Source organism: Clostridium ragsdalei P11, from assembly GCF_001675165.1.
Classification (GTDB): domain Bacteria; phylum Bacillota; class Clostridia; order Clostridiales; family Clostridiaceae; genus Clostridium_B; species Clostridium_B ragsdalei.
In genome coordinates, this window is sequence record NZ_LROS01000066.1 from 152,577 (window position 1) to 177,123 (window position 24,547).

Below are 24,547 nucleotides of genomic sequence, written 5' to 3' on the forward strand. Positions count from 1 at the left end.
TTGTGAATATATTTATACTTTTGTAAAATAATAAATCTATGATATCACAAAAGTAGGTGAAATAATTATGATAGTCATATATCATGACGTGGGAGGTGCCCACTCTACTGCCGTAGCAGCCAATATACATATTGGGAACCTGCCAATGGATAGAATACCAAGTAAAAAAGAATTACTTGATTTACCGACCTTTGATAAAATGGAAAAAAAGGATCTTGGACGACTAATTTATATTGGAAAAGATGAATTTAACGCAGACGTATACACTTTAGCTAGAAAATATGCTCCAGACATAGTAATACCTGCTATTATGGATATGTACTCTATTTTTAACAAAAATACTAATGAACTTATTATTGTAGACACCAAACCAACTGTCAATTTACTTATGAATATAGGAGGATATACTTCAAGAAAGCTTCATTGGGTAAGTTTTGGAAGACCAATAGTAACAAAAGGTACACAACAAGCTTATATGAATATAGTCAACATGGTTACAGGTGTTAAAAATAATTTGAAAAATAGGTAATATGTCAAAAGAGGGATATTTCATATGTAAACTTTTCACACAAATAAAAGATCCCTCTACCCTTCTAGCAGCATTCTTTTAATTACATCATTGCCTTAATAACACCACAGGCTAGCATTTTACCAGATGCTCCAGCAGGCTGAGTTCTATAATCATCTGGACTTTCATGTATGATTACCGATTTTCCAATAATCTGAGCAACATTAAACTTATTTGTAAAGAAGGTCATTCTACAATAACCATTATTTGAAAAAAGAACTGGAAAATCTCCTGCATGATTGCCATGAGGCTGATTGGTTGGATTCCAATGTCCTCCTGCAGCTTTAAATGGTTCTTCAGGATTACCAACAGCACATGTACCGTTTTGGTGGATATGAAATCCATGAGGTCCAATCGGTGGATTTCCATTCATAGCAGGTCTATAAGGAGGTAATCCATTTACTTCTACAGAAACCTCAGTTCCTCCACGTACCTGAGTAAAAGTTACAGTACCTCTTATATTAGGAGCTAAAGGTCCTCCAGTTATATGAGCTATAGCTTTTGTGGCATGCATATTCATATCACCCCTATATCCACAATAATTGTGATTTATAAAGGGACATTCATATTCGTCAAAATGCATAATATCCTCCAAATTAAATACTTCAATTTATGTTATGTAAAACTTTAAAAATAGTTACAAAAAGATCAGCGCATTAAATAACACGCTGATCTTTTAAAACTAAACTAATGAAGGCTGACGAACTTCCTTATATATAGATGACATTGTATTTATTGTACTTTCAGGTGCCGGCTCTAATGGATAATACCCTTTTTTAACCATGTACTGCCAAACTTCATAAGCATGATTGCAGCTCATAGTAAACGCATCCTTTAAAAATTCTCTTAGACCAGGATTGCTAGCTTCCATAGCAGACCACGCATATTCCCTTCCTGCCCTTTTTAGAGTTAACAGATATGCAGTTGCTATTTCTCTATCGTTCATCTGTTGAATATCTGTTCTCGGTGTAATTGATGGGAAATTATTAGTTGGTGACTTAGTATAATCCTGTAAAGTTTTAACCAAAGATGGTACATTTAATTTTTGTGTAGGACCTGTAGTTTTACTTAAATATTCAACCTTTATATTATAATCCTGGATATGTGCCGGAAAGTGTGCTTGAATCATAGATTTTAATTCCTGGTCCTGAACTGTATTTATAAACATAGCCATATTTGTTATAGAATTTACACAACTTATAGTTAATTCGTGTAGATCATGTACTTCATGAGCAGCTAATTGCATAATATTACCTTCTATTCAAATTTTGGTTATTTTAAAATCATTACTGCAGTAAATAATTTTCCACTAGGACATCTATTTTATACTATATCATTTTTAGTTTTCTATACTAAGCTTTTATTTTACGTATATAAATTTCTTATATACGTAAAATAATAATTATAATTTTTTTATAATTACAAATACTAGGGGGAGTAATATTCAAATGAATATGAAAAATAATAAGCTGTCAACTATACTAGTTGTTTTTTTGGAAATACTACTAGTGGTTACATCTATTATTAGCGTTGTATCAGGTCAATGGAAAAACTTTCTTTTGTGTCTACTAACTATTATATGTCTTACACTTCCTTTTATAATTACATACATTGCTAATAAAAAGGAAATAGTATTACCTTCTAATTTTCAATTAGTAACATTAATATTTATATTTCTTGCACAGTATCTAGGACAAATAAAGAAATTGTATTTTAGATTTTGGTGGTGGGACTTATTTCTTCATATTATATTTGGCAGCTATACAGTTATAATTGGATTGTATTATACACAAGGAATTATTAGAAAAGATGAAAAAATTACAAAACAACGATTTACCCTTTTTACTGTAATATTTGCGTTTAGCTTTTCAATCACTTTAGGCACCCTATGGGAAATGTTTGAATTTATAGGAGATTATTTATTCGAAACTAGTATGGTTAAAGGTGGACTCGAAGACACTGCAACAGATCTTATTGTAAAAGTACTAGCAGCCCTTATTACTTCAATAATATATTATTTTCGTAATTTAAAAAAATAAAAATCTTATTAATATATTAAGTGAATCTGTGATAATTTTCCGTAATAATATATATACCATAATACATTTGGAATATATGTATTTTCCTCTTCTGGAAAATAGTCAGTAATATTCTATAGTATATATTAATGCTACAAGGACAAAATATTAGAGTAGCATAATTCAATATGAATTAAACCTAAAATGTTTATATAAGTCCATTAGACTAAAGGAGGATATTATTATGAATAAAAATGATAAAAATCTTCAAGAAGCAAAAAAATTGAATAAACAATCCAAACATGGCAATATGTCAAGTGCTGCTAGCACTACCGGTTATAATAGTCCAGATGTTCAAGAAGCTAGACAATTAAACTCCCAAGTTTCAGGCAAAAGTTCATCTTCTTTTTCAAATGTTTTAAATAGCAACAATTTAGATGAAACTAAGAAATTAAATCAACAATCTAGACAGAAAAAGAGTAAGTAACTAAAAAATGAAGGAGAAATCTTAGGATTTCTCCTTCATTTTTTTATGCTTTACCTAGCACATTCTAGAATAAACTCATTCATTCAAATCTGCAATATCTACATTAAAATGTTTATTTGTATTTAAATTTTTTACTTGTATTTTACCATCTTCGTCTGTATTTATACTTTCAAGCCATACGGGACTATCTTTATATTTTACCTCTATAACTCCTTTAGATTCAATTATTTCTTTTACTCTTTTCTTATCCAAGTTTACCACCTCCTATATACATAGGTTCTTATATAGTAAACTTTTTATACCTTCTAACAACAAAAAGATGTTTCTCCTCAAATTACCAGCATAATATTTTAGGTTCTGCACATTCTATTAGTATAAGGATATTAATATGTTAAAGTTATTAAATATCTAAGTTTCATGCAAACTATAATATTCTTTCTCTAACATATTGGTATTACTTTATGCTGGAGATGATGAATCTCCAGCATTTAATTTTTTATTTTTAACCCCTATACTACACAATACAGCTTACTTTGTATAACTCGAATTTCCTAAACATCTTGATGCTAGGGATAATGAAATCCCTGGTTTTCATTATCCCTTATTTTGTTCTACATCAATGATAATTTTATTGCATGTCTTACACATATATGCCTTAATTTTCGGTCTTCCTATCCAACCGGTTTCGCCTAATCCAATTCCACCTTTTGCCCATATTCCTAAAAACAATTCCTTCTCTTCAGGCAGCCATTTCATTCTATAGTTATCCCCATATATATGACCTTTAACCATTTTTCCGTTACAATAAGGACACTCCATCATACATCCTCCTATTTTCAATTCAAATTTTTAATTTATTATATAACATAAGTCAAAAGATGTACATTGCTGCTTAAATCTAGATTTCAAACTTTTATTTTAGTAAATATTTTCTTAATCCATCAATCATCATTTTATGTGCTTCACTGCTTTGAGGCAATTCAAATTTAGAAATTGCAAAACCATGGGATACCCCATAAAATCTCTTTGCAGTTGTTTCGACCCCTGCTTTTATAAGTTTTTTAGCATATTCTTCTGCTTCATCCCTAAGAGAATCTATTTCACAAGTTAAAACTATTGCTGGTGGTAGATCTTTAAGCTCGTCAACAGCTGCAAATACTGGTGAACAATATGAATTTTTAGCGTATTCTTCTCTTCTATAACATTTATCAAATATTTCAGCTCTTTCAGGTGGTATTGCACCTTCTACATAGAACTTTTTTCTGGCTGGTGTGGCTAAATCAAGCGGTGGATAATCAAGAATCTGACATTTAAAAGAAAATTCGTTCTTTTTCCTTGCCATCATACATACTACTGTTGATATATTACCACCAGCACTATGTCCACCAATTGCCATATTATTAGGATCAATTCCAAACTCATCATTATGGAAGCTTACGTACTTTACAACATCATAAACATCATTTTTGTCTGTTGGGCACTTATACTCAGGAGCTAATCTGTAATCAATTGAAATAACAGTTATATCTAATTCATTTCTAACTAAGTTAGAAAATTTATCGTCATTTTCAGGCGATCCCATTACAAAACCACCACCATGGACATCAAAAAATACTGGAGCCATTGCTCTCTTATTTTTAGCTCTATAAATTAAGCAGCGAGTTTTCCCCTCTCTAGTTGGAATAAAAACCTCTTTACCTACAATACTGGATTTTTCTATTTTTGCTTCTTTTTGAAGCCTCATACTTTTTACAATTTCAAGAACTCTTTCATCATCACTCATAATTATCACTTCCCTACAACTATATATTATTTTAACTTTACACCTACGGGTGGTTCTAACTTAAAAATCAACTTATATACAGGCATATTTTTACAATAATGTCCAGAATATAAGTTGATTTTTCATTTACAAACCCTAGATGTGATTGGCAACTTCATATGCATCCCAAATAGCATACATAATATTAGAAACCTTTCGTGCGTCTCCTAAAAGATAAATTTCTGGAATTTCAAATTCTAATTCATTATATAATGAATTCTCTTCTTTATATCCAACAGAAAGTATTACTGAATCGCATTTTATTTTTTCTGTTCCCTTTTCCGTCTCTACTTCAAGATTTCCATCCTTATATGCTTTAACTTTAGAACTTGTTTTCACATCAATTCCATTAAATGGAATAAGTCTTTCAAGCATTTCACTGTTTGCAGAACACAACGGTCCATTTAATGCAAGTATTTTATTTAATGCTTCTACTATAGTTACTTTTTTGCCTTTTTTAGCAAGATGAAGTGCAGTTTCACATCCAACTAGTCCACCACCAACTACAACTGTAGCGTCTCCACAATCTTTCTTTTCTGTAAGTACATCTGCTGCTGTAAATACTTTAGCATCGTCTCCAAGCGAGAATACTTTTGGTGTAGATCCTGTAGCAATTATTACACTATCAAAATTGGCTTCTAAAACTTGTTCTTTAGTAATTTCACTATTTAAATTTACTTCTACATTTAATTCGTTTAATGTATGTGCATACCAATCAGCTAAAGCAATATCATCTTCCTTAAAATCTGGTGCTCCACCTGGAATAAGGTTACCACCTAGTCTAGAATTCTTTTCATAAACTACTGGTTCATGGCCTCTAAGTGCTAAAACTCTTGCAGCTTCGCATCCTGCTACTCCACCACCAACTATTAAAACTTTTTTCTTCTTTAATATAGGAAGAAGTGCATTGTCCTTTTCTTTACATGCTTGTGGATTTACTGCACAATTTATCATTGAATAATGTTGAATTCGTCCCATACAACCTTCTTGACAGGATATACAAGGCCTAATTGATTGACATCTATTTGCCCTCAACTTATTTACATAATCAGGGTCTGCAAGTAATGGTCTTCCAAGACTTATCATATCACAAGTGCCATTTTCAATGGCTTCAAGTGCCATATCTGGATCATCCATTCTTCCTGCACATATAATAGAAACATCTACAGTTTCTTTCATTAATTTAGCATATGGTCTATAGAGTCCCTTCTTTTGGTACATTGGCGGATGACTCCACCACCATGAATCATATGATCCAACATCAGTATCCAATGAATCATATCCATAAGATACAAGTAATTTAGCGGCTTCAATTCCTTCGTCTAAGTCTCTTCCCTTTTCAACAAATTCTTCTCCTGGAAGTGCTCCATCTCTTAAATCTTTGATAAAGCTCTTTGGTGAATACCTGAGAACTACTGGAAAATCTTCTCCACATCTATTTTTAATTTCCTCAACTATTTCACGTGCAAAACGAAGTCTGTTTTCCAAACTTCCCCCATATTCATCTGTTCTGTGATTGAATAATGAAATAGCAAATTGATCTATAAGATATCCTTCATGAACAGCGTGAATTTCAATTCCATCAAAACCAGCTCTCTTTGCATTGTAAGCTCCGTCTCCAAATTTCTTCACTATGGATTTAATTTCATCTATTGTAAGCTCACGACAAATTTTATCAAGCCATCTATGTTGAATTGGTGATGGTGCAACAGGTGGAAATTCACCAAGATTAGTAGGTATAGTTACTCTACCAAATCCAGCTGACATTTGTAAAAATACTTTTGCATTGTATGCATGTATTCTCTCCGTCATTTCCCTTGCAGTTCTGACAAATTGAACAGGATTATGTGTAGGGCAAGGACAATTTGGCATACCATGTTCTTCAACTTCATTATCTACAAAAGTAACTCCTGTAATAATTAAGCCCGTACCACCTTTTGCTCTTTCAGTGTAGTAATCAATTCCCCTTTGGTTGAATCCTCCTTCACTGTCAGCTAGTCCTAGTGGCCCCATAGGTGCTAGTGCAAAACGATTTTTTATTTCGCACTTTCCAATTTTAACTGGTTCAAATAATTTTTTATACTTATTCATAAAACCACTCCTAAATTTAAATAATATAAGTATTAAAATGTTGGCTCCTGTTGTAATTATTAATAAATACGATTACATATTTATCATTACCTATATTATATATATTACTACAAATCATGTCAATGTTTACATGTTTGATTTTTCATGTTTTACTTTACTTTATATTCATGCATGATAAAATGATTATATGGAAAGAACGAGGTGCTAACATATATGAGGACTTTAAAATACGCAATCTTAGGGCTTATTAATAGAAAACCATCAACTGGATACGATATAACTAAAGAATTTAATGATGCATTAGTAGAATTCTGGTATGCTAAGCATAGTCAAATATACCCTGAATTAAAGAAATTAACAGATGAAGGTCTTATTTCATATGAAACGGTAATACAAGGAGAAAAATTAGAAAAAAAATTATATTCTATAACTGAAAAAGGAAAAGAATCTTTACAAAAATGGCTTGCAAAAGATGAACCTTTGGAGCCAACTCCCAAAGATGTCTTTAGACTTAAAGCTTATTTTTGTGATGAAATGGACACTGACACTTTATTAAAACAATTTAAAAGTCAATTAGATAAACATACTAAAAGATTAAATTATCTTAAAAATTCTATGGAAGAGCTTTTAAAGGGAAAGGATATATCTAAAGTGCCTTCTTCTGGTTTTGGTGACTATATTGTTTTACGAGGAGCCATCATGAGAGAAAATGCTTACGTAGATTGGCTTTGTGACTGTATAAAAAAAATTACAGAAGGATTATAGAGTTTTTAAACAAAAATCAACCTTAATTCTTCATTTTTAATTAATAGTTAAGAATGAAGAATTAATAGTTTATGTGGATTTTTTTCGTTACACTACAAAAAATCTTTGATTAAATTTTTGATTGTTCGTTTCGCTAAAGCGAGACATTGCTGGTTCGTATAAATTAAAAGATTTTTTGCGACAGCTAAAAATCATCCTTCACTATTAATTTTTTATTATTAATTCTTAACTCAAAAATATGCCTGTGTATAAGTTGATTTTTAAGTTAGAAAATCTATCAATGTTAAATAACTTAACTCTTATAGTTTAAAATAATGAGGTTCAAATTAATTTTACTTCATGCGTATACTATCTGATATTTGAAAACCCATCCTATATCCTTTTAAAGAAGATGTATTATTATTTAATTTGCTTGATATAAATAGGTAATATTTTTGTCCCAGTTTATAAGTTTTATAGGGAATAACTTTTACAGATTTCTTATCATCTTGTAGAGACAATGCTGTTGGAATTACATTTCCAAAATTATCTACTACATATATATTTGAACTATTTACGTTCTGTTCATTAAGCTGATTTTTAAACTTTATCGTCCATTGTTTATCTCGCAGAATATTCAAATAGTCTTTTGAATTTAAATCTTCCCATCCCTTATCTGTAAACACGCTCTTATCTACAGGCATTTTTACATCTATTAGAGGAAATGCAGCTTCCCCATTGTACTTTTCTGGGGTTCCAAGTGCATATCTTATACTTACGGTACTATTTACTTTTAAACTTTTTATTTGATTTTTTCCTTCATCATTATTTTTTACATAGAAAAGCTCAGTATCTCCACTTTCATATTTAACCTTTATAAATATATAGTCTTTATCAGTATATTTATTTTCTAAATTACCAATTGCCCAGGAAGCACCTATTATATTGCTTTCTCCTGCACCTAAATAATCATATACCTTACCTGAAGAATTTTTTACGCTTATACTAAAATCAGGTAATTTGACCTTTATTATAGTATAGGGATAAGTTACAACTTGAGGTAATATGGCACCTTTGTCTGGATCTGTTTCCTTTACAATTATATTTCCTCTTCCTTCTACATCTTCTACAGAATCTACTTTAATATCGTAACCTCCTGTAGGCTTTTGTCCTCTCATTACAGCTACATATAGGTAATTTGTACTGCTATCCAAATAGTACAAAAATCCTTCACTGGATTTACAGGAATCTATGCCATTAGTTAAAGATTTTGGTGCATTATCATAGGTTATAGTCTCAAAATCAATCTTATTGCAAATTATAGGCTCAGGTTTATTGATATTAGCTGCTGCAACTTGAACCTGACCTACCCCTTGAGCTTTTACTGAAGCCGGCATATATACAGCTCCCACAGTTAATGCAAAACACATAGGTATAAATAACTTTTTAAACATATATAATTTCCTCCTCTTTTAAATATCTTTTTCAATTATTAGACGCATAGATTCTAAACTTCGCTCCATAATTCATTTAATTGAATTTGCTATTTCAATTAGGGAATTTTCTTGTATATTTCCATATAAAGAGTATTCCACATTATTCATTATCCATGATACACTTGTTGCTTGTTCATCTTTAAAGTAATTTACATAAGCCTTACCAGCACCAATATATAAGGTTTTGTCACCTTTTAATCCTGATAAGTTCTTGCTTTCCTGTACTATAAAATATTTAGAATTTAAACTATACTTTATGCTTATGCTTTTAACTCCTTCACATGGAATAGATATATTTGAAAGTTCAAATCCTTCTGGAACATATGATGGAAGCAGCACCTTACTTTCAAAATATTTTTCAGCATCTTCTATACTTAAGGATCCTCCTGGAGAAGCTACTCCACTAGGTCTTACTGCACTTAAATCTCCCCCATGATTTTTATCATCTTCTTTTTCATTTTCCTGGTTAGTACCAGGAGATTCAACCTTGTGATCATCTATATTTTGCGGCAAAATATTTTTATTTTGAATTGTTGTATCCTTATTTGAGCTTACATTCTTGGTTGAATTTTTTGCATTTGATTTATTCTGTACTATTGGATTTTCTGTTTTATTAGCCTTTGATATTTCCTTTAACGTTTCATTATCTTTAGTCCCTTTATGATCGTTATTTATTGATTTGTCTACGTATTTTTGAGCTGGTTTTACATAACTACGTGCAATATCGGTTTTATGAGAAAAGTTGTACACCTTAAATGTAAAAATTAAAATGGCAAAAACAGCTGATGCAATTAAAACCGGTTTTAATTTTAATGACCTTCTATTACTGCATCTTTCTAGGGTCTTTTTTTTCAATTCATCTGTAACACAAATATTTTTTAGAATTTCATTTGATTCATCCCTAAAATTTTTCATATTATCTCTCATATTCAATCTTCCCATCTATATTGGATTTCAATACTGTCCTTGCTCTAAAAAGCCGGCTGCGCACAGTACCTTCTGGTATTTTCAGTACCTTACTTATGTCCCTTGTAGATAGCTCTTCATAATAGTAAAGAATTATAATTTCCTTATATTTGCGCGGCATATCCATGACTTGTTTTAATAATTCTTCATGTTGAATTTTATTTATAACTTTGTCATCTACATTTTCACAAATATCTACAAAAGAATTATCATACACATCCTTTGACAGAATAACTTTCTTGAACCATGAAATTCTTAATACATCCCTGCAAGTATTTATTGTAATAGTCATAATCCAGTTTTTTTCGCTGCTGCTTTTTTTGAGCTTGCTAAAATTTTTATACACTTTTATAAAAACCTCTTGAAAAACATCTTCAGCCAAATACTTGTCCTTTAAATACAGATAGGCCATTCTAAGTACGTCATTTCCATAGCTGTTCATTAACTCTTCTATTTTCTCATCCATATATCAATAACATCTCTTCCAAGACATTTCCTCCTGCTATACAATTTTTAAAAATTGGAATTAAGTATACTTAATTTTACCATCAAAATTCCTTTCACATTATATGACGTATAAAGTTTTAATTTGGCTCCATAAATTTGAAAATTAAAAAATGACCATATATCAGTACTATTCTACTGTATTAATGGCCATTTTTTTGCTTGAAATCTTATAAATTGTTACTATATATTTTTTGCAATAATGTGACAAATATCTAAATCTAAGAACCACTTGATTAATTCTCATTATCTCCAATTTCCGTAGAAATTATTTCATGTTTAAGTACGTCAATGAGTCCAATGTCCGTAAGCCCAAGTTCCGGCACAGTAGGCAGGGAAATAAATGACAATGTCATAAAAGGTGCAGCTAAAGTGCAGCCTATCTCATGTGTAAGATTATTTAAATTAGTAATTTCCTCTATAACAGAATCCGCATCATGGTCACTCATAAGCCCACCAATAGGTAAAAGCATCTTTCCAATAACTTTACCCTGCTTTACTAATACAAAGCCTCCCTGTATATCCTTAATTTCATTAACTGCTATAGACATATTATAATCATCAGTTCCAACACAAACTATATTGTGGTGATCATGGGATACAGAAGAAGCCAGTGCGCCATCTTTAATATTAAATCCCTTTACAAATCCAATTCCAACTCCACCTGTTTTTCCGTATCTTTCAACTACTGCAAGTTTTAAAATGTCCTCTTCTACATCATTTTGAATTAGTCCTCCCTTTACCGGAAGTTTTACCTTTATCCACTTGTTTATTATCTGATCTTTAATAAGTTCTATGACATTTACACAGGTTGTATCATTACATTTAGAGTTTATCTTAAAAGATTCTGGTATTATTGGAGTTTTAAATTTTACAGTATTTTTTATCCAGCCTGGATATTTTGAATTTACTTTATTTGAAATTAAATTTCCCTGCTCAGCTACAAGCTTACCTTCAAAAAATACCATGTATGGTTCTATATTTTCTAAACTTTCTACTACCAGAATATCCGCTTTTCTTCCTGGAGTAATACTTCCTATTTCATCTTCTACTCTAAAATGCTTTGCTGCATTTATAGTTGCCATCTGAATTGCATTTATAGGAGAAACCCCAAGAGAAATAGCCTTGTTCACATTATAATTGATGTGTCCTTCATTTTTTATGTCACTGGCATGTTTATCATCTGTACAAAACATAAGATGTTCAAAAGAAAGTTTCTTATCTACAATTCCCTTTATGAGCTTTTCTACATTTCTCTCAGAACTTCCTTCTCTTATAAATACATCCATACCAAGTCTTATTCTCTCAAGAAGTTCTTCAAATGATACACATTCATGATCATCACTCATACCAGAAGCAGCATAAACATTAAGATCTCTTCCTGTTATTCCAATAGCGTGCCCATTAATTATTTTTCTTCTACTAAGCGAAGACTCAATTTTCTTTAAATATTCTTCTTTTTTAAACAGTATTTTTGAAGGGTCAAGTTCCCCTAAGCTCAACGTCTCATCCCAACTAAGTGCCTCTATGACTTCTTCTAATTCCACTACCCCTCCTGTAGTTTCAAGGCCCGGAGCTGTAGGTACTCTTGATGGAATTTCAATATAAGTTCTATAAGGTAGTTTTTCTATAGAATTAAGCAGAGCTTTTATTCCATCTATTCCACATACATTTGCAATTTCCATAAGATCTGCACAAAGAGTTGTAGTACCTTTAGGTACTATTACATCTGAAAGTGCTTCAGGAGAAAGCAATGTAGTTTCAATATGCAAATGGGAATCAATGAATCCTGGAATAGCATATTTTCCACTGCAATCTATAGATTTTTTAGTTTCAAGCTTAACGTCAGGATCAATACACACAACCCTGCCATTTTTTATATAGATGCTTGTAGCATATATTTCTTCAGAATAGACATTTACAAGATTAACATTTGAAAGTTTTAAATCACAGGATACTTCACCTAGTCCACATTCTATAAGTTTTTTTATTTCCAAATAGCTTTTCAATCACTTTTCCCCCAGTACCCCTCATGAGTTTTTAATATTTCATCCTTTAATTCATTAAAAGGCCCTATTACAGTAATATCTTTCTGTCCTTTCTTAAACACTTCCCTACAAGAGAGGTCAAAAGTTGGATTTTGCTTGTCATTTCCCGTTTGATTTAGAAGTTCTTTTTCAGTAAGTCCATATACAACTGTCCTTACATTACCCCAATACATAGCACCAGAACACATGACACATGGTTCAAAAGTAGTATATAGTGTACACTCTGCTAAAAATTCTTTAGAATATTTTTGAGATGCCCTTCTCATAAGGGAAGCCTCAGCATGTCCCGTACAGTCTCCTGTGCTTATCTCTATATTTTCCTGTTCTAAAAGTATATTACCATCTTTATCTACAAGCAGTGCTCCAAATGGAGTATTTCCATGTTCTCTTGAATTTTTAGCAATTTCATTTGCCCTTCTTAAATAATATAAGTGATCCTTTTTACTCATTACACTTTTCCTCTACTTTCTTCATAAAATCTTTAAGCAAATTTATTGAAACTTTTTTTCTATAAACAGCTGTGGACCTTTGATCATCTATTGGAGTTATTGAACTTCCATAAATTTCTAATGCCTTATCTAAATTCAATTTTTTAATTTCCTCTTCACCCTTTTTTACTCTAACAACTGTAGATCCTACAGATCCAAATGCAATGCACACATCATCAACTTTCCCCGCGGAGATGCTGACAAATGCAGCAAAGGAGAGCTTAGAAATAGCTGCTGCTTTACGTGTTCCTACCTTTTTATAGTAAAATAATTTATGATCATTTGCTGGGATTTTAATACAGGTAAGAATTTCATCCTTTTTTAAAGAAGTTTTCCCAGGTCCAACTATAAACTCATCTATAGGGACAGTTATCTTTTGAGTTTTACTTTCTATTATAAGTTGTGCCTCCATAGCATAAAGTAGTGGAAGCATATCCGCTGCAGGAGATGCATTACATATGTTTCCCCCAAGTGTTCCAACATTTCTGATAGCAGGTGTGGCTATGCCATCTATTACAGTTCTAAAGCTATCTGGTATCAGTTCACTTTCACAAACTTCACTATAGGTACATGCTGCTCCAATATATATGTAGTCCTCATCTCTTTCAATATTCTTCAGTTCTTTTACTTCATTTATAAAAACTACATTACTTTTAAAATCAGGCAGCAAGCCCGGTTCCATTCTCTTCTTTATCATAGCATCAGTACCACCAGCCACTACAATTGCATCTACTTTATTTAGTATATCTAACGTGTCCTTAATATTTACTGGCTTAAAGCTTTCCACAACTTCTCACCTCTTTCACTAGCTAATTTTATGGCATCAATTATCATATTATATCCTGTACATCTGCATATATTTCCTGAAATTCCACGTCTTATATCCTCTTCTTTTGGTTTTGGATTTTCAATAAGAAGAACATAAGATGCCATTATCATAGCAGGTATACAAAAACCACATTGAACTGCACCTGCTTCCTTAAAACACTGATCAAGTACTTCAAATTCTTTTGTATTTCTCAACCCTTCAATAGTTAAGACCTTGCTTCCCATTACATTTGCCAGTGGAAAGCAGCAGGAATTAACCAATTTTCCATCTATTATAACAGCACAGGCCCCACATTCTCCCTGTCCACAGCCTTCCTTTACTCCAGTTAATTTAAAGTCTTCTCTTAAAACATCTAAAAGTCTCTTAACACCTGAAGCTTCAATTTCTACATCTTTATTATTCAAGTTAAAGTTTACCTTCATTGTCCATTACCTCCATTATCGATTCCGGTGTTACAGGAATTTGATTTAGATGCCTTTTAAGTGCATTCTCTACTGCAATGGCATAAGCAGGAGCTGCTCCATCAATAGTCAGTTCTCCCACACTTTTTCCACCAAAAGGTCCGTTATAATAGGGGCTATTTACAAGTTCTCTATGTATCCTTGGGAAATCTACAGCTGTTGGTATAATATAATCTGTAAAAGTTGACTGTTCCAGTTTTCCCTGTTTAGGGTTTAAAACCTCCATGGAAGCATATCCCAAACCCTGAGTTACACCTCCATCTATTTGACCTTTAACAATATTATCATCAATGGCATTTCCTACATCATAAGCAGTCCATATACCTTTAACTGAAACTTCATAAGTTAGTGGATCTATTTCCACTTCTACTACATTTGCACCCCAAGCACTGGTATTGTATGCGTCTCCTTCAAATTTATTTTCATCCCACAAAATTTCTTCAGGATGTTTGTAATTAGCTTCAATTTCAAATTCATCCTTCTCATTCCATTTATCTTTAATTTTCTGACATGCTTCTTCAATGAGTCTTCCAACTATCAATATACTTCTTGAAGCTACAGTAGGCCCAGAATTAGGTACCCTATCCGTATCTGGTTTATTGTATATAATTCTATCTATGGGTATTCCTATTGTCTCTGCTGCTATTTTTCTTAAAGTAGTACCTAAGCCCTGTCCCATTTCTACATTAGATACTAATATTTCCACAGTGTCATTCTTGTTTTTTCTCACTTTCAGCTTTGTCTTTATAATGTCTCTTTCTCCTTTTCCAGTAAAGCCACCGCCGTGGAAAAATACAGACATACCGATTCCTTTCAATTTATTTTCTGATATGTATTCTTTATATTTTCTATTGTAATCAGACATTTCTTCTACTTTATCCGTAAGCTTATCAACTACTACATCTTCCCTATAAGTTCCTCCTGTAGAAGTCTTACTTCCCTTTTTTACGTAATTAATTTTTCTAAACTCAACTGGATTTATTTTAAGCTTATTTGCCATATACTCTATAAACATTTCCACTGCAAAAGTAGATTGAGGTGCTCCAAATCCTCTAAATGCTCCACTAACTAATTTATTTGTCTTAAGTACAGATCCCTTCGTTTTTACATTTGCCACATCATATACTCCACATATTCCAAAAATTGCCCTTTGAAGCACTACATTTGAGAGTCCAAAGTAGGCACCACCGTCTAATCTAACATCTGCATCCATTCCTATTATTCTATAATTTTTATCTATATAACTTTTTAGCTTAATTTTTGATGGGTGTCTTTTAGTACTTGATTTTATATCTTCATTCCTCTCAAAGACAAGCTTCACTGTTTTTTTAGTTTTATAGGCTGCAACTGCAACTTGACATCCTAAAAGAGATGGAAACTCTTCTTTTCCTCCAAATCCTCCCCCTGTAGTTGCCTGTTTTACCTGAACCCTGTCGTAGTCAAAATCAAGTGCCTGTACAATTGCATCTTTTATATAATAAGGACACTGCATAGAACCCTCTACTGTAATCTTTCCATCATGATAAGTTCCTACAATTCCCTGTGGCTCCATATATGCATGTTCCTGGTATGCCGTACTATATTCATTTTCAAAAACATATTTAGCATCTCTAACTGCAGTTTCTATGTCTCCCTTTGAATACTTGTACTCTACAAATGTATCATTTTTTTCTTCAGCATCATCCATAGTTAAAGTTGAAGGTAAATCCTCATACTCTACTTCTATTCTTAAAATAATATCTACTACTTTTTTCTTTTCAGGCCCTACAACAAGGAGTATTCCCTCTCCAATATATTTTACCTCGTCTTCAACAAAAATTGGCCAATCTCCAATTTTACCTGGTACATCATTTTTGTCCACAATAAAATATCCTTCAGGAATCTCTGGGAACTTTATAGATAATATTTTAGCTCTTGCTCTAGTAGATCGAAGCGTTTTTGCATATAAAACGTCTTTATATACTATATCAGAGATATATTTAGCTTTCCCCAATATCTTTTCTTCTGCATCAAATCTAATTATAGAATCACTTATATTGTTTTCCATAATAAATATCCCCTTTCTAGAAATCTGCCCTAATTTACACTTTGTAGCACAAAGACCATATCCAAAATCTACAACTTAGGAAAGCACTGCTTTAAGAATTGAATAATACCCTTCTACGGCTTTTTCAAATTGTGATATTTCAATATATTCATTTACTGTATGAGCTAAATTTTCCTTTGAAGGTCCAAAACCTATAGCCTTTATCCCTGCTTCCCCTGCATAATGGCTTCCATTTGTACAAAAAGAATAGTGAGTTATTTCAGGATTAATTCCAGCTTTTACTAGACCATCATAAGACTTTTTAACAAATTCATCTTTTCTATCATAAAGCCATGCAGGAAAAAATCTTTCCCCTTCTATTTCCACCCCTGTATAACACATCTCTTTACCCCTTGAAAAACTTACTTTAGCTTTAAAATTTTCATCTTGTTTTTCAAGTTCTGTAATAATATCCTGTATAGGCTTAAGTACACTTTTCCTAGTTTCTCCTACAAGAAGCCTTCTATCAAATGTTGCTCTGCAGTAATCAGGAACTACAGATGCTCCTGGATATGGTGAAGATTTTATATCTGTAAGTTCAAGTATTCCATCGCCGAGAAAATCATGGCTGCTGAGTTTTAACTTTCTTATAGCCTCTATAAGCTTGTTCATCTTATATACTGCATTTATTCCCTTTTCAGGATTAGCTGAGTGGGCAGACTTTCCAAAGGTTTCAACTAAAATTTCAGCTCTTCCCCTCTGTCCTATCTTTAAATTGCAGTTTGATGCTTCTCCAATTACCACATAATCAGGATTTACTTTAGCGCTTATTTTTCTAGAGGCAACTCCTTCAAAACACTCTTCATGTACAACTCCTGCTACATATATGTCACCTTTAAACTTCTTCTTAACATCCTTAGCAAAATAAGAAACTCCACATATCATGGCACACAGGGCGCCTTTCATATCTGATGTTCCCCTCCCGTACATTTTGCCATCATGAATTTGGGCAGCAAAAGGGGGGTATGTCCACTCACTCTCATCCACTACAGGTACAGTATCCATATGTCCATCAAACAATATGGACTTTCCCTTTTCTTTACCTTTTATATTGCCTATTATATTGCCGTAATCATCTATAAAAAAGTCGTCAAAACCCATATTATTAAATGCAACTTTTATAACATTTGCCACATTTTCTTCTTCTCCAGAATAACTTCTAGTTCTTATAAGCTTTTTACACAATTCAATTACTTCACTTTTTCTTTCCTCAGATAACATCTTTATGCCCCCTAAATATTAAATTCTTATTACTCTTCCAGTTAAATTCTTGCTTCTATTTCCACCTTTAAGCACAACACTTCCATTTATAATTACTGCATCTATTCCATCAGGATACTGCTCCGGTTCTATAAATGTACTTTTATCAATTATTTTATCTTGTGAAAATATGACAGCATCTGCCTTCTTACCTACCTGTAATACTCCTCTATCCTTTATATTAAAGGCTTTTGCAGCTTTATAGGTCATCTTATATACAGCATCCTCCAGTGTAAGAACTTTTTGTTCCCTCACATATCTCCCAAGTATTCTTGGAAATGTACCATACACTCTAGGATGTGGCTTTCCTGCTAAAAGTCCATCTGTACACACATTTTGCTCTCTTCTCTTTAAAAATTTTATTACTTGTTCTTCTTTTCCATAATAATCGTACATACCTACTGAATTTTCTTCTTCATATAAAAGATCAAAAGCTGCATTATATGGATCTTTATGTCTCATGTCTGCAATTTCCATAAGATTTTTTCCTATACAATCTTTGTTTTTGTCAGTATTTATACTGGTAACATATATATTTTCAAATCCAGCAAAATCTATAAAATTATCCCATCCCGGAATTCCATTTTCTATATCTTCAATCATCTTTTTTCTAAGTTCATTATTCTCCAGTCGTTTAAGCAATTTGTCAGTTCCACCATCATGAGCCCAGGGAGGAAGTATAACTCCAAGCATTGTACTTCCTGCAGAATAGGGATACTGATCATAGGATATCTCTAATCCTTCTTTTTCAGCTTCGTCTAAAAGCTCTCCCATTTTATCAATTTTATTCCAGTCTTTCCTGCCGCATACTTTAAAATGAGAAAAATGTATCTTAACTCCACTTTCTCTTCCAATCTTTATTATTTCTTTCATTGAATTTACTATATCCCCAGCCTCACTTCTTTGGTGAACTACAAATATCTTGTCATGTTTTGCCACTACTTTGCAGAGTTCTATTAACTCATTTGCATCGCTATAGGCACAAGGCATATATATAAGCCCTGACGAAAGTCCTAAAGCTCCTGCATTTAATTCCCTCTCTGTTATCTCTTTCATCTTTTCTATGTCTCTCTTATCCAAAACTTTATTTTCAAGTCCTACAGCTTCCATTCTTATATTTCCGTGAGGTACAAGATAGGATACATTAGTAGCTGTTTTATTCTTTTCAAGAAGTCCTAAATACCCTTTTGTATTTTTCCAATCCCATTTAAGCCTCTTACTGTCACCGTCAAGTCCAGCTATATTTTTTCTCCAGGAACTTATATAATTTTTAGGTACTGGAGCAGTAGACACCCCATCCTGCCCTAAAACCTCAGTAGTTATTCCCTGTCTAACTTTTGGCTCCACATATGGATCTAGAAGTATTTCTACATCTGAATGGCTGTGGGTATCTATAAAACCAGGGCATACAACCTTGCCTTCTGCATTTATGACAGTATCAAATTTACTTTCTTTTAAACTAGTTCCTATGCAGCTTATACTATCATTTTCAATTGCCATATCTGCATTGTAAGGTGTAGAACCTGTTCCATCTACGATGGTTCCATTTTTTATAAGTATATTATTCATAGCTTGGACATCTCCCATCCTAAATTGTCTTCTTATGTTTTTCTAACGTTCCTCTCTAAAATAAGCATTGCCTAATGCTTTAGGCGGAGCATTTTTATTTGATTTTCTCATATATACAAGTACCAGTATTATAATAGTTACTAAATATGGGAGCATATCAATAAAATATTGAGAAATAAACATATTTTTCATTCTAAAACTAATGATATCAAGTCCACCAAAAAGATAAGATGCAAAAATAGCTTTGTAAGGATTCCATGATGCAAATACAACCAGTGCTACTGCAATCCAACCTCTACCGGCTGTAACATTATCCTGCCAACTGGGAACATATGCTAGTGATAAATAAGCACCACCAAGTCCACAAAGTGCACCACCAATAAGTATATGAATATATTTATAGAGATTTACATTTATACTAGCGGCATCTGCTGCTGCCGGATTTTCTCCTACTGCTTTAAGATTTAATCCCTTATAAGTCCTGTAAAAATAAATTCCCATAATAATTGCAGCTGCATATCCAAGATAAACTAAAATATCCTGATGGAAAAAAATTGGTCCAACAAAAGGTATGTGGGAAAGTATTGGTATACTTATAGGTTCAAAAAAGCTTTTAACACCTCCTGGTATATTCTTTCCAACTATACTTTTACCTACAAAATTAGAAAATCCAGTTCCAAATATAGATATAGCTAGTCCTGAAACTGTTTGATTAGCTTTTAAATTAACCGTTAAAATTGTATATATGAGAACACCAAAAGCTCCTGCTGCCATAGCTGCCAAAATAGCCATAATTGGATTTCCAGTATTATATCCTATACTAAATCCCATAACCGCACCCATAAGCATTAATCCTTCAACGCCAAGATTTAAATTTCCAGCTTTTTCAGTTAAAATTTCTCCTAGTGTTGCAAAAAGAAGGGGAGTTCCTGCAACTACTGCTGCTGCTAAAAAGCTAATTACTCCATTCATCATTTACACCTCATTTACAACTTTTTTATTTTCGTCATTATTTTCATTTACATCGCCCTTTGACAGTCTAAACCTAATAAAAAATTCGCTTCCAAGTACAAAAAATAAAATTACTGACTGAAGTATTGATGCTACTGAATTTGGTATACCAAATGCTGTCTGGATAAATGATCCTCCTTGCAAAAGGCCTGCAAATAAAATTGATACCAAAATACTTACAACAGGGTTTAAATTTGATATCCAAGCTATTATTATTCCAGTATATCCAACTCCACCTGTTATTTCAGTAGAAAGTGTTTGTTCTATGGCAGAAGACTGTATTACTCCTGTTATTCCACAAAATACAGCACTTAGTACTATAGCAATTAAAGTAGTTTTCTTTATACCTATTCCTGCATATTTAGCGGTATTTTCGCTTTCACCAATTACAGAAATTTCATAACCAGTTTTAGTGTGATTTAAGAATATATATACAAAAATAGCAAGTAATATAGCTATTATCCATCCAATATGAACTCCAAAGACACTTGGAAGTATTGCGTTAGAAGAGAAATTGGGCATTTTAGGGAATCCCAAAGAACTAGGATCTTTCCATGGACCATATTGAAGATAAGTTACAAATTTTAATGCAATATAATTCATCATAAGGGTAGTTATAGTTTCATTGGCCCTCCATTTCACTTTAAAAAAACCAGGTATAAATCCCCATATTCCACTAAATAGTACCCCACTTGCAAACATTAAAATGATGAGGATAGTAGCTGGCATATTAGGAAAATGAAATGCAACAAGTGCAGCTCCAAAAGCTCCCATTATTATCTGACCTTCACCGCCTATGTTATAATATTTTAATTTAAGACCTATTGCAATTCCAAGGGCAGTGATTGCAAGTGGTATAGCTGAATTTATAGTCTGTTTAATTGGATTGGAACCTCCAAAGGCACCTTTAAACATTGAAATATAAACTGATATAGGATTGCACTTAAGTGCTGCAAAAAGAATTCCCATTACAACAAAAGCTAATAATATGGCAATTATTCTAATAGACACTTCTTTATTTTTACTTATATTCTCTCTTTTAACAAACTTCATTTTCATAAATCTCATCACCCTTACGCTTATTGCCAAGCATTTTATATCCTATTGTTTCCTTTGTAACATTTTTGCTTTCAAAGTTTCCCGTTATCTCCCCTGAATACATAACTATAATTCTGTCACAAATGCTTAAGAGTATATCCAGATCTTCTCCAACAAATAATATACCCGTACCTTTTTTCTTTTCTTCATTTACTAAATTATAAATGGTATAACAAGTATTTATATCAAGTCCCCTTACTGGATAACCCATTAAAATCAACTTAGGATTTAATCCTAATTCTCTTCCCAAAAGTATTTTTTGTATATTTCCCCCAGAAAGATTTTTGATTGGATAATGTATACTTGGGGTCTTTACTTCTAAATCCTCTTTAATTTTTTCAGCTTTCTTTTCAACATCATCTTTTTTGAGTAACAATCCTTTTTGTTTTTTATAATATTTTAAAAACACATTATCGACCATATCCATAGATCCTACAAGTCCCATACCAAGCCTGTCCTCTGGTATAAAACTTATTCCTAAATTTTCTTTTGAAAGTTTTGAAGCATCTTTATCAGTTATATCTTTTCCCTGAAATTCTATTTTTCCACTAGATATTTTAGTAATTCCAGATATGGCTTCACAAAGTTCCTTCTGACCACATCCTGAAATTCCTGCGACTCCAACTACTTCTCCTTCATGTATCTCAAAATTTATATTTTTAAGTATAGGAATGTTCAAATCATTTATTAAGTTTAAATCTGAAACTTTTAATATGGATTTGCCAATAGTCGTATTTGATCTTTCTATAGCTAAATCTACATGATAACCTATCATCTTATCTACTAATTCCTTAGGTGTAGTACTATCTTTTGTAACAGTTTCTACAGATTCACCTTTTCTAAGTATAGTAATTGTGTCTGCTACTTCCATAACCTCATCTAATTTATGAGTTATAAATATAATAGAACATCCTTCTTTTTTCATCCTTTTCATTAAGTTAAATAATTTCTTGGTTTCTTGAGGGGTAAATACTGCTGTGGGTTCATCTAAAATAAGAATATCAGCTCCTCTATACAGTACTTTCAATATTTCAAGATTTTCTCTTTCTCCTACAGACATATCATAAACGTATTTGTTTAAATCTACATCAAAGCCATATTTGTCTTTTATTTGTTGAACTTTTTTTACCTCTTTATCATAATTTAGAAATAACTTTTTTTTCTTTCCCAAAATAATATTTTGTATTGCAGTCATGGATTCTATAAGTTTGAAATGTTGATATATCATACCTATACCAGATTTTATAGCATCCGTAGGTGATTTAAATCTAATTTCCTTACCATGTATAAAAATTGAACCGCCATCAGGAATATATATTCCTGACAGCATGTTCATAAGTGTACTTTTGCCTGCACCATTTTCACCTAACAGTGCATGAATTTCTCCGCCTTTAACATTAAAATTAACATTGTTATTAGCAACTACGTCACCAAATTTTTTAGTTATATTTTTCATAGTTAAATAATATTCTTCATTCAAAAGGATACACTTCCTTCCTATTTTTCATTTGCACCATTTATACCTTGTACAAACCAATCTATTTTTTCAAGATAATTGTCATCTAAAACCTGACCTTCTTTAACTTTTAATTCACCTTTTTGATCTTTAATTGGTCCAGCAAATATCTTCAATTTACCTGAAATTATATCAGCTTTAGCCTTTGCTACAGCTTCTTTTCCACCTGCTGGTGCACTTTCTTCTCTAATTGGTGCAAGATCATTAACTCCTGACTCAAGACCTTTTAACCATTTCTCAGATTTCCACTTTCCAGCTATTAAATCATTAATTTGCTGTTTATAATATACATCCCAATGATAAACAGGTGCTGTCATGTACATTTTAGGATCTTCATTCTTCTTGTCTCTATCAAATCCTATACCTGCAAGTCCCTTTTCTTCAGCAGGATCTAACGCAGATGTAGTATTTTGTTCTTCACTTATAACATCATTTCCCTGATCAACAAGTGCCTTACCTGCTTCTTTTTCTTTTGCAGGATCATACCAAGTATGAGTCCACTTTACATTTACTACAGCATTTTTGTTAACAGACTGTACTCCTAATGCAAAAGCATCAATTTGCCTATATAATTCTGGTATTGGCATAGATGCTACTACACCTATTTTGTTTGTCTTAGTTTTCATACCAGCCAATATACCAGTTAAATATGTTGATTGATAGTATTTAGCAAAATATGCACCCATATTGTCTGCTGTTTTATATCCTGCATTATGTAGGAATATAACATCTTTATGTTTTTGTGCTTCCTTATAAACATAATCCATGTATCCGAAGCTAGCTGCTACAATTACATTACATCCCTGGCTAATCATATCTTCTATAACAGGTTCAACTTTCTGAGATTCTGGAACATTTTCTTTATATATAGTCTTAATTCCCATCTTATTAAGTGCTAATCTTCCATCGTTGTGGGCATCAACCCAACCACCATCACCTAAACTGCCATCATAAATAAAACCAACTTTTATCTTGTCTTTATCTATTTTCTTTCCTTCAGAAGTAGTACTTACTCCAGTAGAGCTTGTGTCAGATGATGAACATCCTGCAAATAATCCTGTAATAACAACAAGTGCAAGTAAAAAGATAAGTATTTTTTTCTTCTTCATTATTAGTTCCCCCTTATTATTTAGAATAATATTGTTAAAAGATAAGTGAATAATTTTATAATTTATCATTCATTTACTTTTTAAACATATCTAGAAATAAAATGTAGCAGTTAGTAGTCAAGAAAGTATTTTTATAATTTTGTTATTTTATACAAAGTGTTTTTGCTTATTTATCATTTTTATCGTGATAATATTTTATAATAGTAATAATATATTATTATATTAAGTATTATAGTTGCATATTTTAAATAATACAATAGTAAAATTATAAATTTATTAATATTTTTTCGTTTTTGTACTAAAAGTAATGCTATATCATATATATATTTATTATTTTGGTAATTTTCTTACGGTTTTTGTATCATCCTAATTAAAT

The 24,547-nt window shown here is 31.9% G+C and carries 24 protein-coding genes; 4 read left to right on the forward strand and 20 right to left on the reverse strand.

The window, feature by feature from the left end; genetic code table 11:
- Nucleotides 1-67: 67 nt before the first annotated feature.
- A complete protein-coding gene (locus CLRAG_RS17785) occupies nucleotides 68-529 on the forward strand; it encodes a DUF3189 family protein (protein ID WP_065079629.1) in 462 nt (153 codons plus the stop codon).
- Nucleotides 530-611: 82 nt separating this feature from the next.
- Here the strand turns inward: CLRAG_RS17785 and CLRAG_RS17790 are convergent, their stop codons facing one another.
- On the reverse strand, nucleotides 612-1,151 hold the full coding sequence (locus CLRAG_RS17790; RefSeq protein ID WP_065079630.1) for a superoxide dismutase family protein: 540 nt from the start codon (nucleotides 1,149-1,151) through the stop codon (nucleotides 612-614).
- Between the two features lie 99 nt (nucleotides 1,152-1,250).
- The gene (locus CLRAG_RS17795) at nucleotides 1,251-1,814 is read right to left on the reverse strand and encodes a spore coat protein (RefSeq protein WP_065079631.1); all 564 of its coding nucleotides are present in this window, start codon (nucleotides 1,812-1,814) and stop codon (nucleotides 1,251-1,253) included.
- Nucleotides 1,815-2,016: 202 nt separating this feature from the next.
- On the opposite strand from CLRAG_RS17795, the gene CLRAG_RS17800 reads away from it, so the two are divergent.
- The gene (locus CLRAG_RS17800) at nucleotides 2,017-2,607 is read left to right on the forward strand and encodes a DUF2238 domain-containing protein (RefSeq protein ID WP_065079632.1); all 591 of its coding nucleotides are present in this window, start codon (nucleotides 2,017-2,019) and stop codon (nucleotides 2,605-2,607) included.
- A 223-nt stretch (nucleotides 2,608-2,830) separates the two neighbouring features.
- Nucleotides 2,831-3,073: a hypothetical protein gene (locus CLRAG_RS17805; RefSeq protein WP_065079633.1), complete on the forward strand. Its 243-nt coding sequence runs from the start codon at nucleotides 2,831-2,833 to the stop codon at nucleotides 3,071-3,073.
- Between the two features lie 75 nt (nucleotides 3,074-3,148).
- On the opposite strand, the gene CLRAG_RS17810 is transcribed toward CLRAG_RS17805, so the two are convergent.
- The 4 genes from CLRAG_RS17810 to CLRAG_RS17825 all read right to left on the reverse strand — a co-directional run bounded on the left by CLRAG_RS17810 (nucleotide 3,149) and on the right by CLRAG_RS17825 (nucleotide 6,986).
- Nucleotides 3,149-3,325 (reverse strand): H-type small acid-soluble spore protein, encoded by a 177-nt coding sequence (locus CLRAG_RS17810; protein WP_065079634.1) that lies wholly within the window; start codon nucleotides 3,323-3,325, stop codon nucleotides 3,149-3,151.
- 342 nt (nucleotides 3,326-3,667) lie between these two features.
- Nucleotides 3,668-3,892, reverse strand: coding sequence for a PF20097 family protein (locus CLRAG_RS17815; RefSeq protein WP_065079635.1), 225 nt, complete (start codon nucleotides 3,890-3,892; stop codon nucleotides 3,668-3,670).
- 94 nt (nucleotides 3,893-3,986) lie between these two features.
- On the reverse strand, nucleotides 3,987-4,856 hold the full coding sequence (locus CLRAG_RS17820) for an alpha/beta hydrolase (RefSeq protein WP_065079636.1): 870 nt from the start codon (nucleotides 4,854-4,856) through the stop codon (nucleotides 3,987-3,989).
- A gap of 135 nt (nucleotides 4,857-4,991) precedes the next feature.
- Nucleotides 4,992-6,986 (reverse strand): oxidoreductase, encoded by a 1,995-nt coding sequence (locus CLRAG_RS17825; RefSeq protein WP_065079637.1) that lies wholly within the window; start codon nucleotides 6,984-6,986, stop codon nucleotides 4,992-4,994.
- A gap of 213 nt (nucleotides 6,987-7,199) precedes the next feature.
- Between CLRAG_RS17825 and CLRAG_RS17830 the strand changes: the two genes are divergently transcribed.
- Complete coding sequence (locus CLRAG_RS17830) at nucleotides 7,200-7,751, forward strand: PadR family transcriptional regulator (RefSeq protein WP_065079638.1); 552 nt, start codon at nucleotides 7,200-7,202, stop codon at nucleotides 7,749-7,751.
- 332 nt (nucleotides 7,752-8,083) lie between these two features.
- Here the strand turns inward: CLRAG_RS17830 and CLRAG_RS17835 are convergent, their stop codons facing one another.
- From CLRAG_RS17835 to CLRAG_RS17900, 14 genes are all read right to left on the reverse strand, one after another.
- Nucleotides 8,084-9,184 (reverse strand): protease complex subunit PrcB family protein, encoded by a 1,101-nt coding sequence (locus CLRAG_RS17835; protein ID WP_065079639.1) that lies wholly within the window; start codon nucleotides 9,182-9,184, stop codon nucleotides 8,084-8,086.
- Between the two features lie 72 nt (nucleotides 9,185-9,256).
- Nucleotides 9,257-10,153, reverse strand: a complete 897-nt coding sequence (locus CLRAG_RS17840) for a DUF4367 domain-containing protein (RefSeq protein WP_065079640.1) — start codon at nucleotides 10,151-10,153, stop codon at nucleotides 9,257-9,259.
- Nucleotides 10,143-10,658, reverse strand: coding sequence for a sigma-70 family RNA polymerase sigma factor (locus CLRAG_RS17845; RefSeq protein ID WP_013239626.1), 516 nt, complete (start codon nucleotides 10,656-10,658; stop codon nucleotides 10,143-10,145). Before CLRAG_RS17845 ends, CLRAG_RS17840 begins: the two co-directional genes overlap by 11 nt.
- A gap of 274 nt (nucleotides 10,659-10,932) precedes the next feature.
- Complete coding sequence (gene ade, locus CLRAG_RS17850; RefSeq protein ID WP_065079641.1) at nucleotides 10,933-12,705, reverse strand: adenine deaminase; 1,773 nt, start codon at nucleotides 12,703-12,705, stop codon at nucleotides 10,933-10,935.
- Complete coding sequence (locus CLRAG_RS17855; RefSeq protein WP_065079642.1) at nucleotides 12,702-13,193, reverse strand: nucleoside deaminase; 492 nt, start codon at nucleotides 13,191-13,193, stop codon at nucleotides 12,702-12,704. Before CLRAG_RS17855 ends, ade begins: the two co-directional genes overlap by 4 nt.
- Nucleotides 13,186-14,019: an FAD binding domain-containing protein gene (locus CLRAG_RS17860; protein WP_065079643.1), complete on the reverse strand. Its 834-nt coding sequence runs from the start codon at nucleotides 14,017-14,019 to the stop codon at nucleotides 13,186-13,188. Before CLRAG_RS17860 ends, CLRAG_RS17855 begins: the two co-directional genes overlap by 8 nt.
- Nucleotides 13,998-14,483, reverse strand: a complete 486-nt coding sequence (locus CLRAG_RS17865; RefSeq protein WP_065079644.1) for a (2Fe-2S)-binding protein — start codon at nucleotides 14,481-14,483, stop codon at nucleotides 13,998-14,000. Before CLRAG_RS17865 ends, CLRAG_RS17860 begins: the two co-directional genes overlap by 22 nt.
- Nucleotides 14,467-16,569 (reverse strand): xanthine dehydrogenase family protein molybdopterin-binding subunit, encoded by a 2,103-nt coding sequence (locus CLRAG_RS17870; RefSeq protein WP_065079645.1) that lies wholly within the window; start codon nucleotides 16,567-16,569, stop codon nucleotides 14,467-14,469. Before CLRAG_RS17870 ends, CLRAG_RS17865 begins: the two co-directional genes overlap by 17 nt.
- 75 nt (nucleotides 16,570-16,644) lie before the next feature.
- Nucleotides 16,645-17,829: a YgeY family selenium metabolism-linked hydrolase gene (locus CLRAG_RS17875; protein WP_065079646.1), complete on the reverse strand. Its 1,185-nt coding sequence runs from the start codon at nucleotides 17,827-17,829 to the stop codon at nucleotides 16,645-16,647.
- Nucleotides 17,830-17,847: 18 nt separating this feature from the next.
- A complete protein-coding gene (locus CLRAG_RS17880) occupies nucleotides 17,848-19,437 on the reverse strand; it encodes an N-acyl-D-amino-acid deacylase family protein (protein WP_065079660.1) in 1,590 nt (529 codons plus the stop codon).
- Between the two features lie 42 nt (nucleotides 19,438-19,479).
- The gene (locus tag CLRAG_RS17885) at nucleotides 19,480-20,409 is read right to left on the reverse strand and encodes an ABC transporter permease (protein ID WP_065079661.1); all 930 of its coding nucleotides are present in this window, start codon (nucleotides 20,407-20,409) and stop codon (nucleotides 19,480-19,482) included.
- Nucleotides 20,410-20,412: 3 nt separating this feature from the next.
- The gene (locus CLRAG_RS17890) at nucleotides 20,413-21,507 is read right to left on the reverse strand and encodes an ABC transporter permease (RefSeq protein WP_065079647.1); all 1,095 of its coding nucleotides are present in this window, start codon (nucleotides 21,505-21,507) and stop codon (nucleotides 20,413-20,415) included.
- A complete protein-coding gene (locus CLRAG_RS17895) occupies nucleotides 21,488-23,026 on the reverse strand; it encodes an ABC transporter ATP-binding protein (protein WP_207644836.1) in 1,539 nt (512 codons plus the stop codon). The genes CLRAG_RS17890 and CLRAG_RS17895 overlap by 20 nt, the downstream gene beginning before the upstream one ends.
- Nucleotides 23,027-23,043: 17 nt before the next feature.
- Nucleotides 23,044-24,171, reverse strand: a complete 1,128-nt coding sequence (locus tag CLRAG_RS17900) for a BMP family ABC transporter substrate-binding protein (protein ID WP_065079648.1) — start codon at nucleotides 24,169-24,171, stop codon at nucleotides 23,044-23,046.
- Between the last annotated feature and the right edge of the window lie 376 nt (nucleotides 24,172-24,547).

What these genes read in the sequence shown, in the direction of transcription:
- CLRAG_RS17790 (WP_065079630.1), bottom strand. Translation starts at nt 1,151, where the DNA reads ATGCATTTTGACGAATATGAATGTCCCTTTATAAATCACAATTATTGT.
- CLRAG_RS17785 (WP_065079629.1), top strand. Translation starts at nt 68, where the DNA reads ATGATAGTCATATATCATGACGTGGGAGGTGCCCACTCTACTGCCGTA.
- CLRAG_RS17840 (WP_065079640.1), bottom strand. Translation starts at nt 10,153, where the DNA reads ATGAGAGATAATATGAAAAATTTTAGGGATGAATCAAATGAAATTCTA.
- CLRAG_RS17805 (WP_065079633.1), top strand. Translation starts at nt 2,831, where the DNA reads ATGAATAAAAATGATAAAAATCTTCAAGAAGCAAAAAAATTGAATAAA.
- CLRAG_RS17900 (WP_065079648.1), bottom strand. Translation starts at nt 24,171, where the DNA reads ATGAAGAAGAAAAAAATACTTATCTTTTTACTTGCACTTGTTGTTATT.
- CLRAG_RS17890 (WP_065079647.1), bottom strand. Translation starts at nt 21,507, where the DNA reads ATGAAAATGAAGTTTGTTAAAAGAGAGAATATAAGTAAAAATAAAGAA.
- CLRAG_RS17845 (WP_013239626.1), bottom strand. Translation starts at nt 10,658, where the DNA reads ATGGATGAGAAAATAGAAGAGTTAATGAACAGCTATGGAAATGACGTA.
- CLRAG_RS17815 (WP_065079635.1), bottom strand. Translation starts at nt 3,892, where the DNA reads ATGGAGTGTCCTTATTGTAACGGAAAAATGGTTAAAGGTCATATATAT.
- CLRAG_RS17885 (WP_065079661.1), bottom strand. Translation starts at nt 20,409, where the DNA reads ATGAATGGAGTAATTAGCTTTTTAGCAGCAGCAGTAGTTGCAGGAACT.
- CLRAG_RS17830 (WP_065079638.1), top strand. Translation starts at nt 7,200, where the DNA reads ATGAGGACTTTAAAATACGCAATCTTAGGGCTTATTAATAGAAAACCA.
- CLRAG_RS17875 (WP_065079646.1), bottom strand. Translation starts at nt 17,829, where the DNA reads ATGTTATCTGAGGAAAGAAAAAGTGAAGTAATTGAATTGTGTAAAAAG.
- CLRAG_RS17825 (WP_065079637.1), bottom strand. Translation starts at nt 6,986, where the DNA reads ATGAATAAGTATAAAAAATTATTTGAACCAGTTAAAATTGGAAAGTGC.
- CLRAG_RS17865 (WP_065079644.1), bottom strand. Translation starts at nt 14,483, where the DNA reads ATGAAGGTAAACTTTAACTTGAATAATAAAGATGTAGAAATTGAAGCT.
- CLRAG_RS17880 (WP_065079660.1), bottom strand. Translation starts at nt 19,437, where the DNA reads ATGAATAATATACTTATAAAAAATGGAACCATCGTAGATGGAACAGGT.
- CLRAG_RS17855 (WP_065079642.1), bottom strand. Translation starts at nt 13,193, where the DNA reads ATGAGTAAAAAGGATCACTTATATTATTTAAGAAGGGCAAATGAAATT.
- CLRAG_RS17835 (WP_065079639.1), bottom strand. Translation starts at nt 9,184, where the DNA reads ATGTTTAAAAAGTTATTTATACCTATGTGTTTTGCATTAACTGTGGGA.
- CLRAG_RS17870 (WP_065079645.1), bottom strand. Translation starts at nt 16,569, where the DNA reads ATGGAAAACAATATAAGTGATTCTATAATTAGATTTGATGCAGAAGAA.
- CLRAG_RS17820 (WP_065079636.1), bottom strand. Translation starts at nt 4,856, where the DNA reads ATGAGTGATGATGAAAGAGTTCTTGAAATTGTAAAAAGTATGAGGCTT.
- CLRAG_RS17795 (WP_065079631.1), bottom strand. Translation starts at nt 1,814, where the DNA reads ATGCAATTAGCTGCTCATGAAGTACATGATCTACACGAATTAACTATA.
- CLRAG_RS17800 (WP_065079632.1), top strand. Translation starts at nt 2,017, where the DNA reads ATGAATATGAAAAATAATAAGCTGTCAACTATACTAGTTGTTTTTTTG.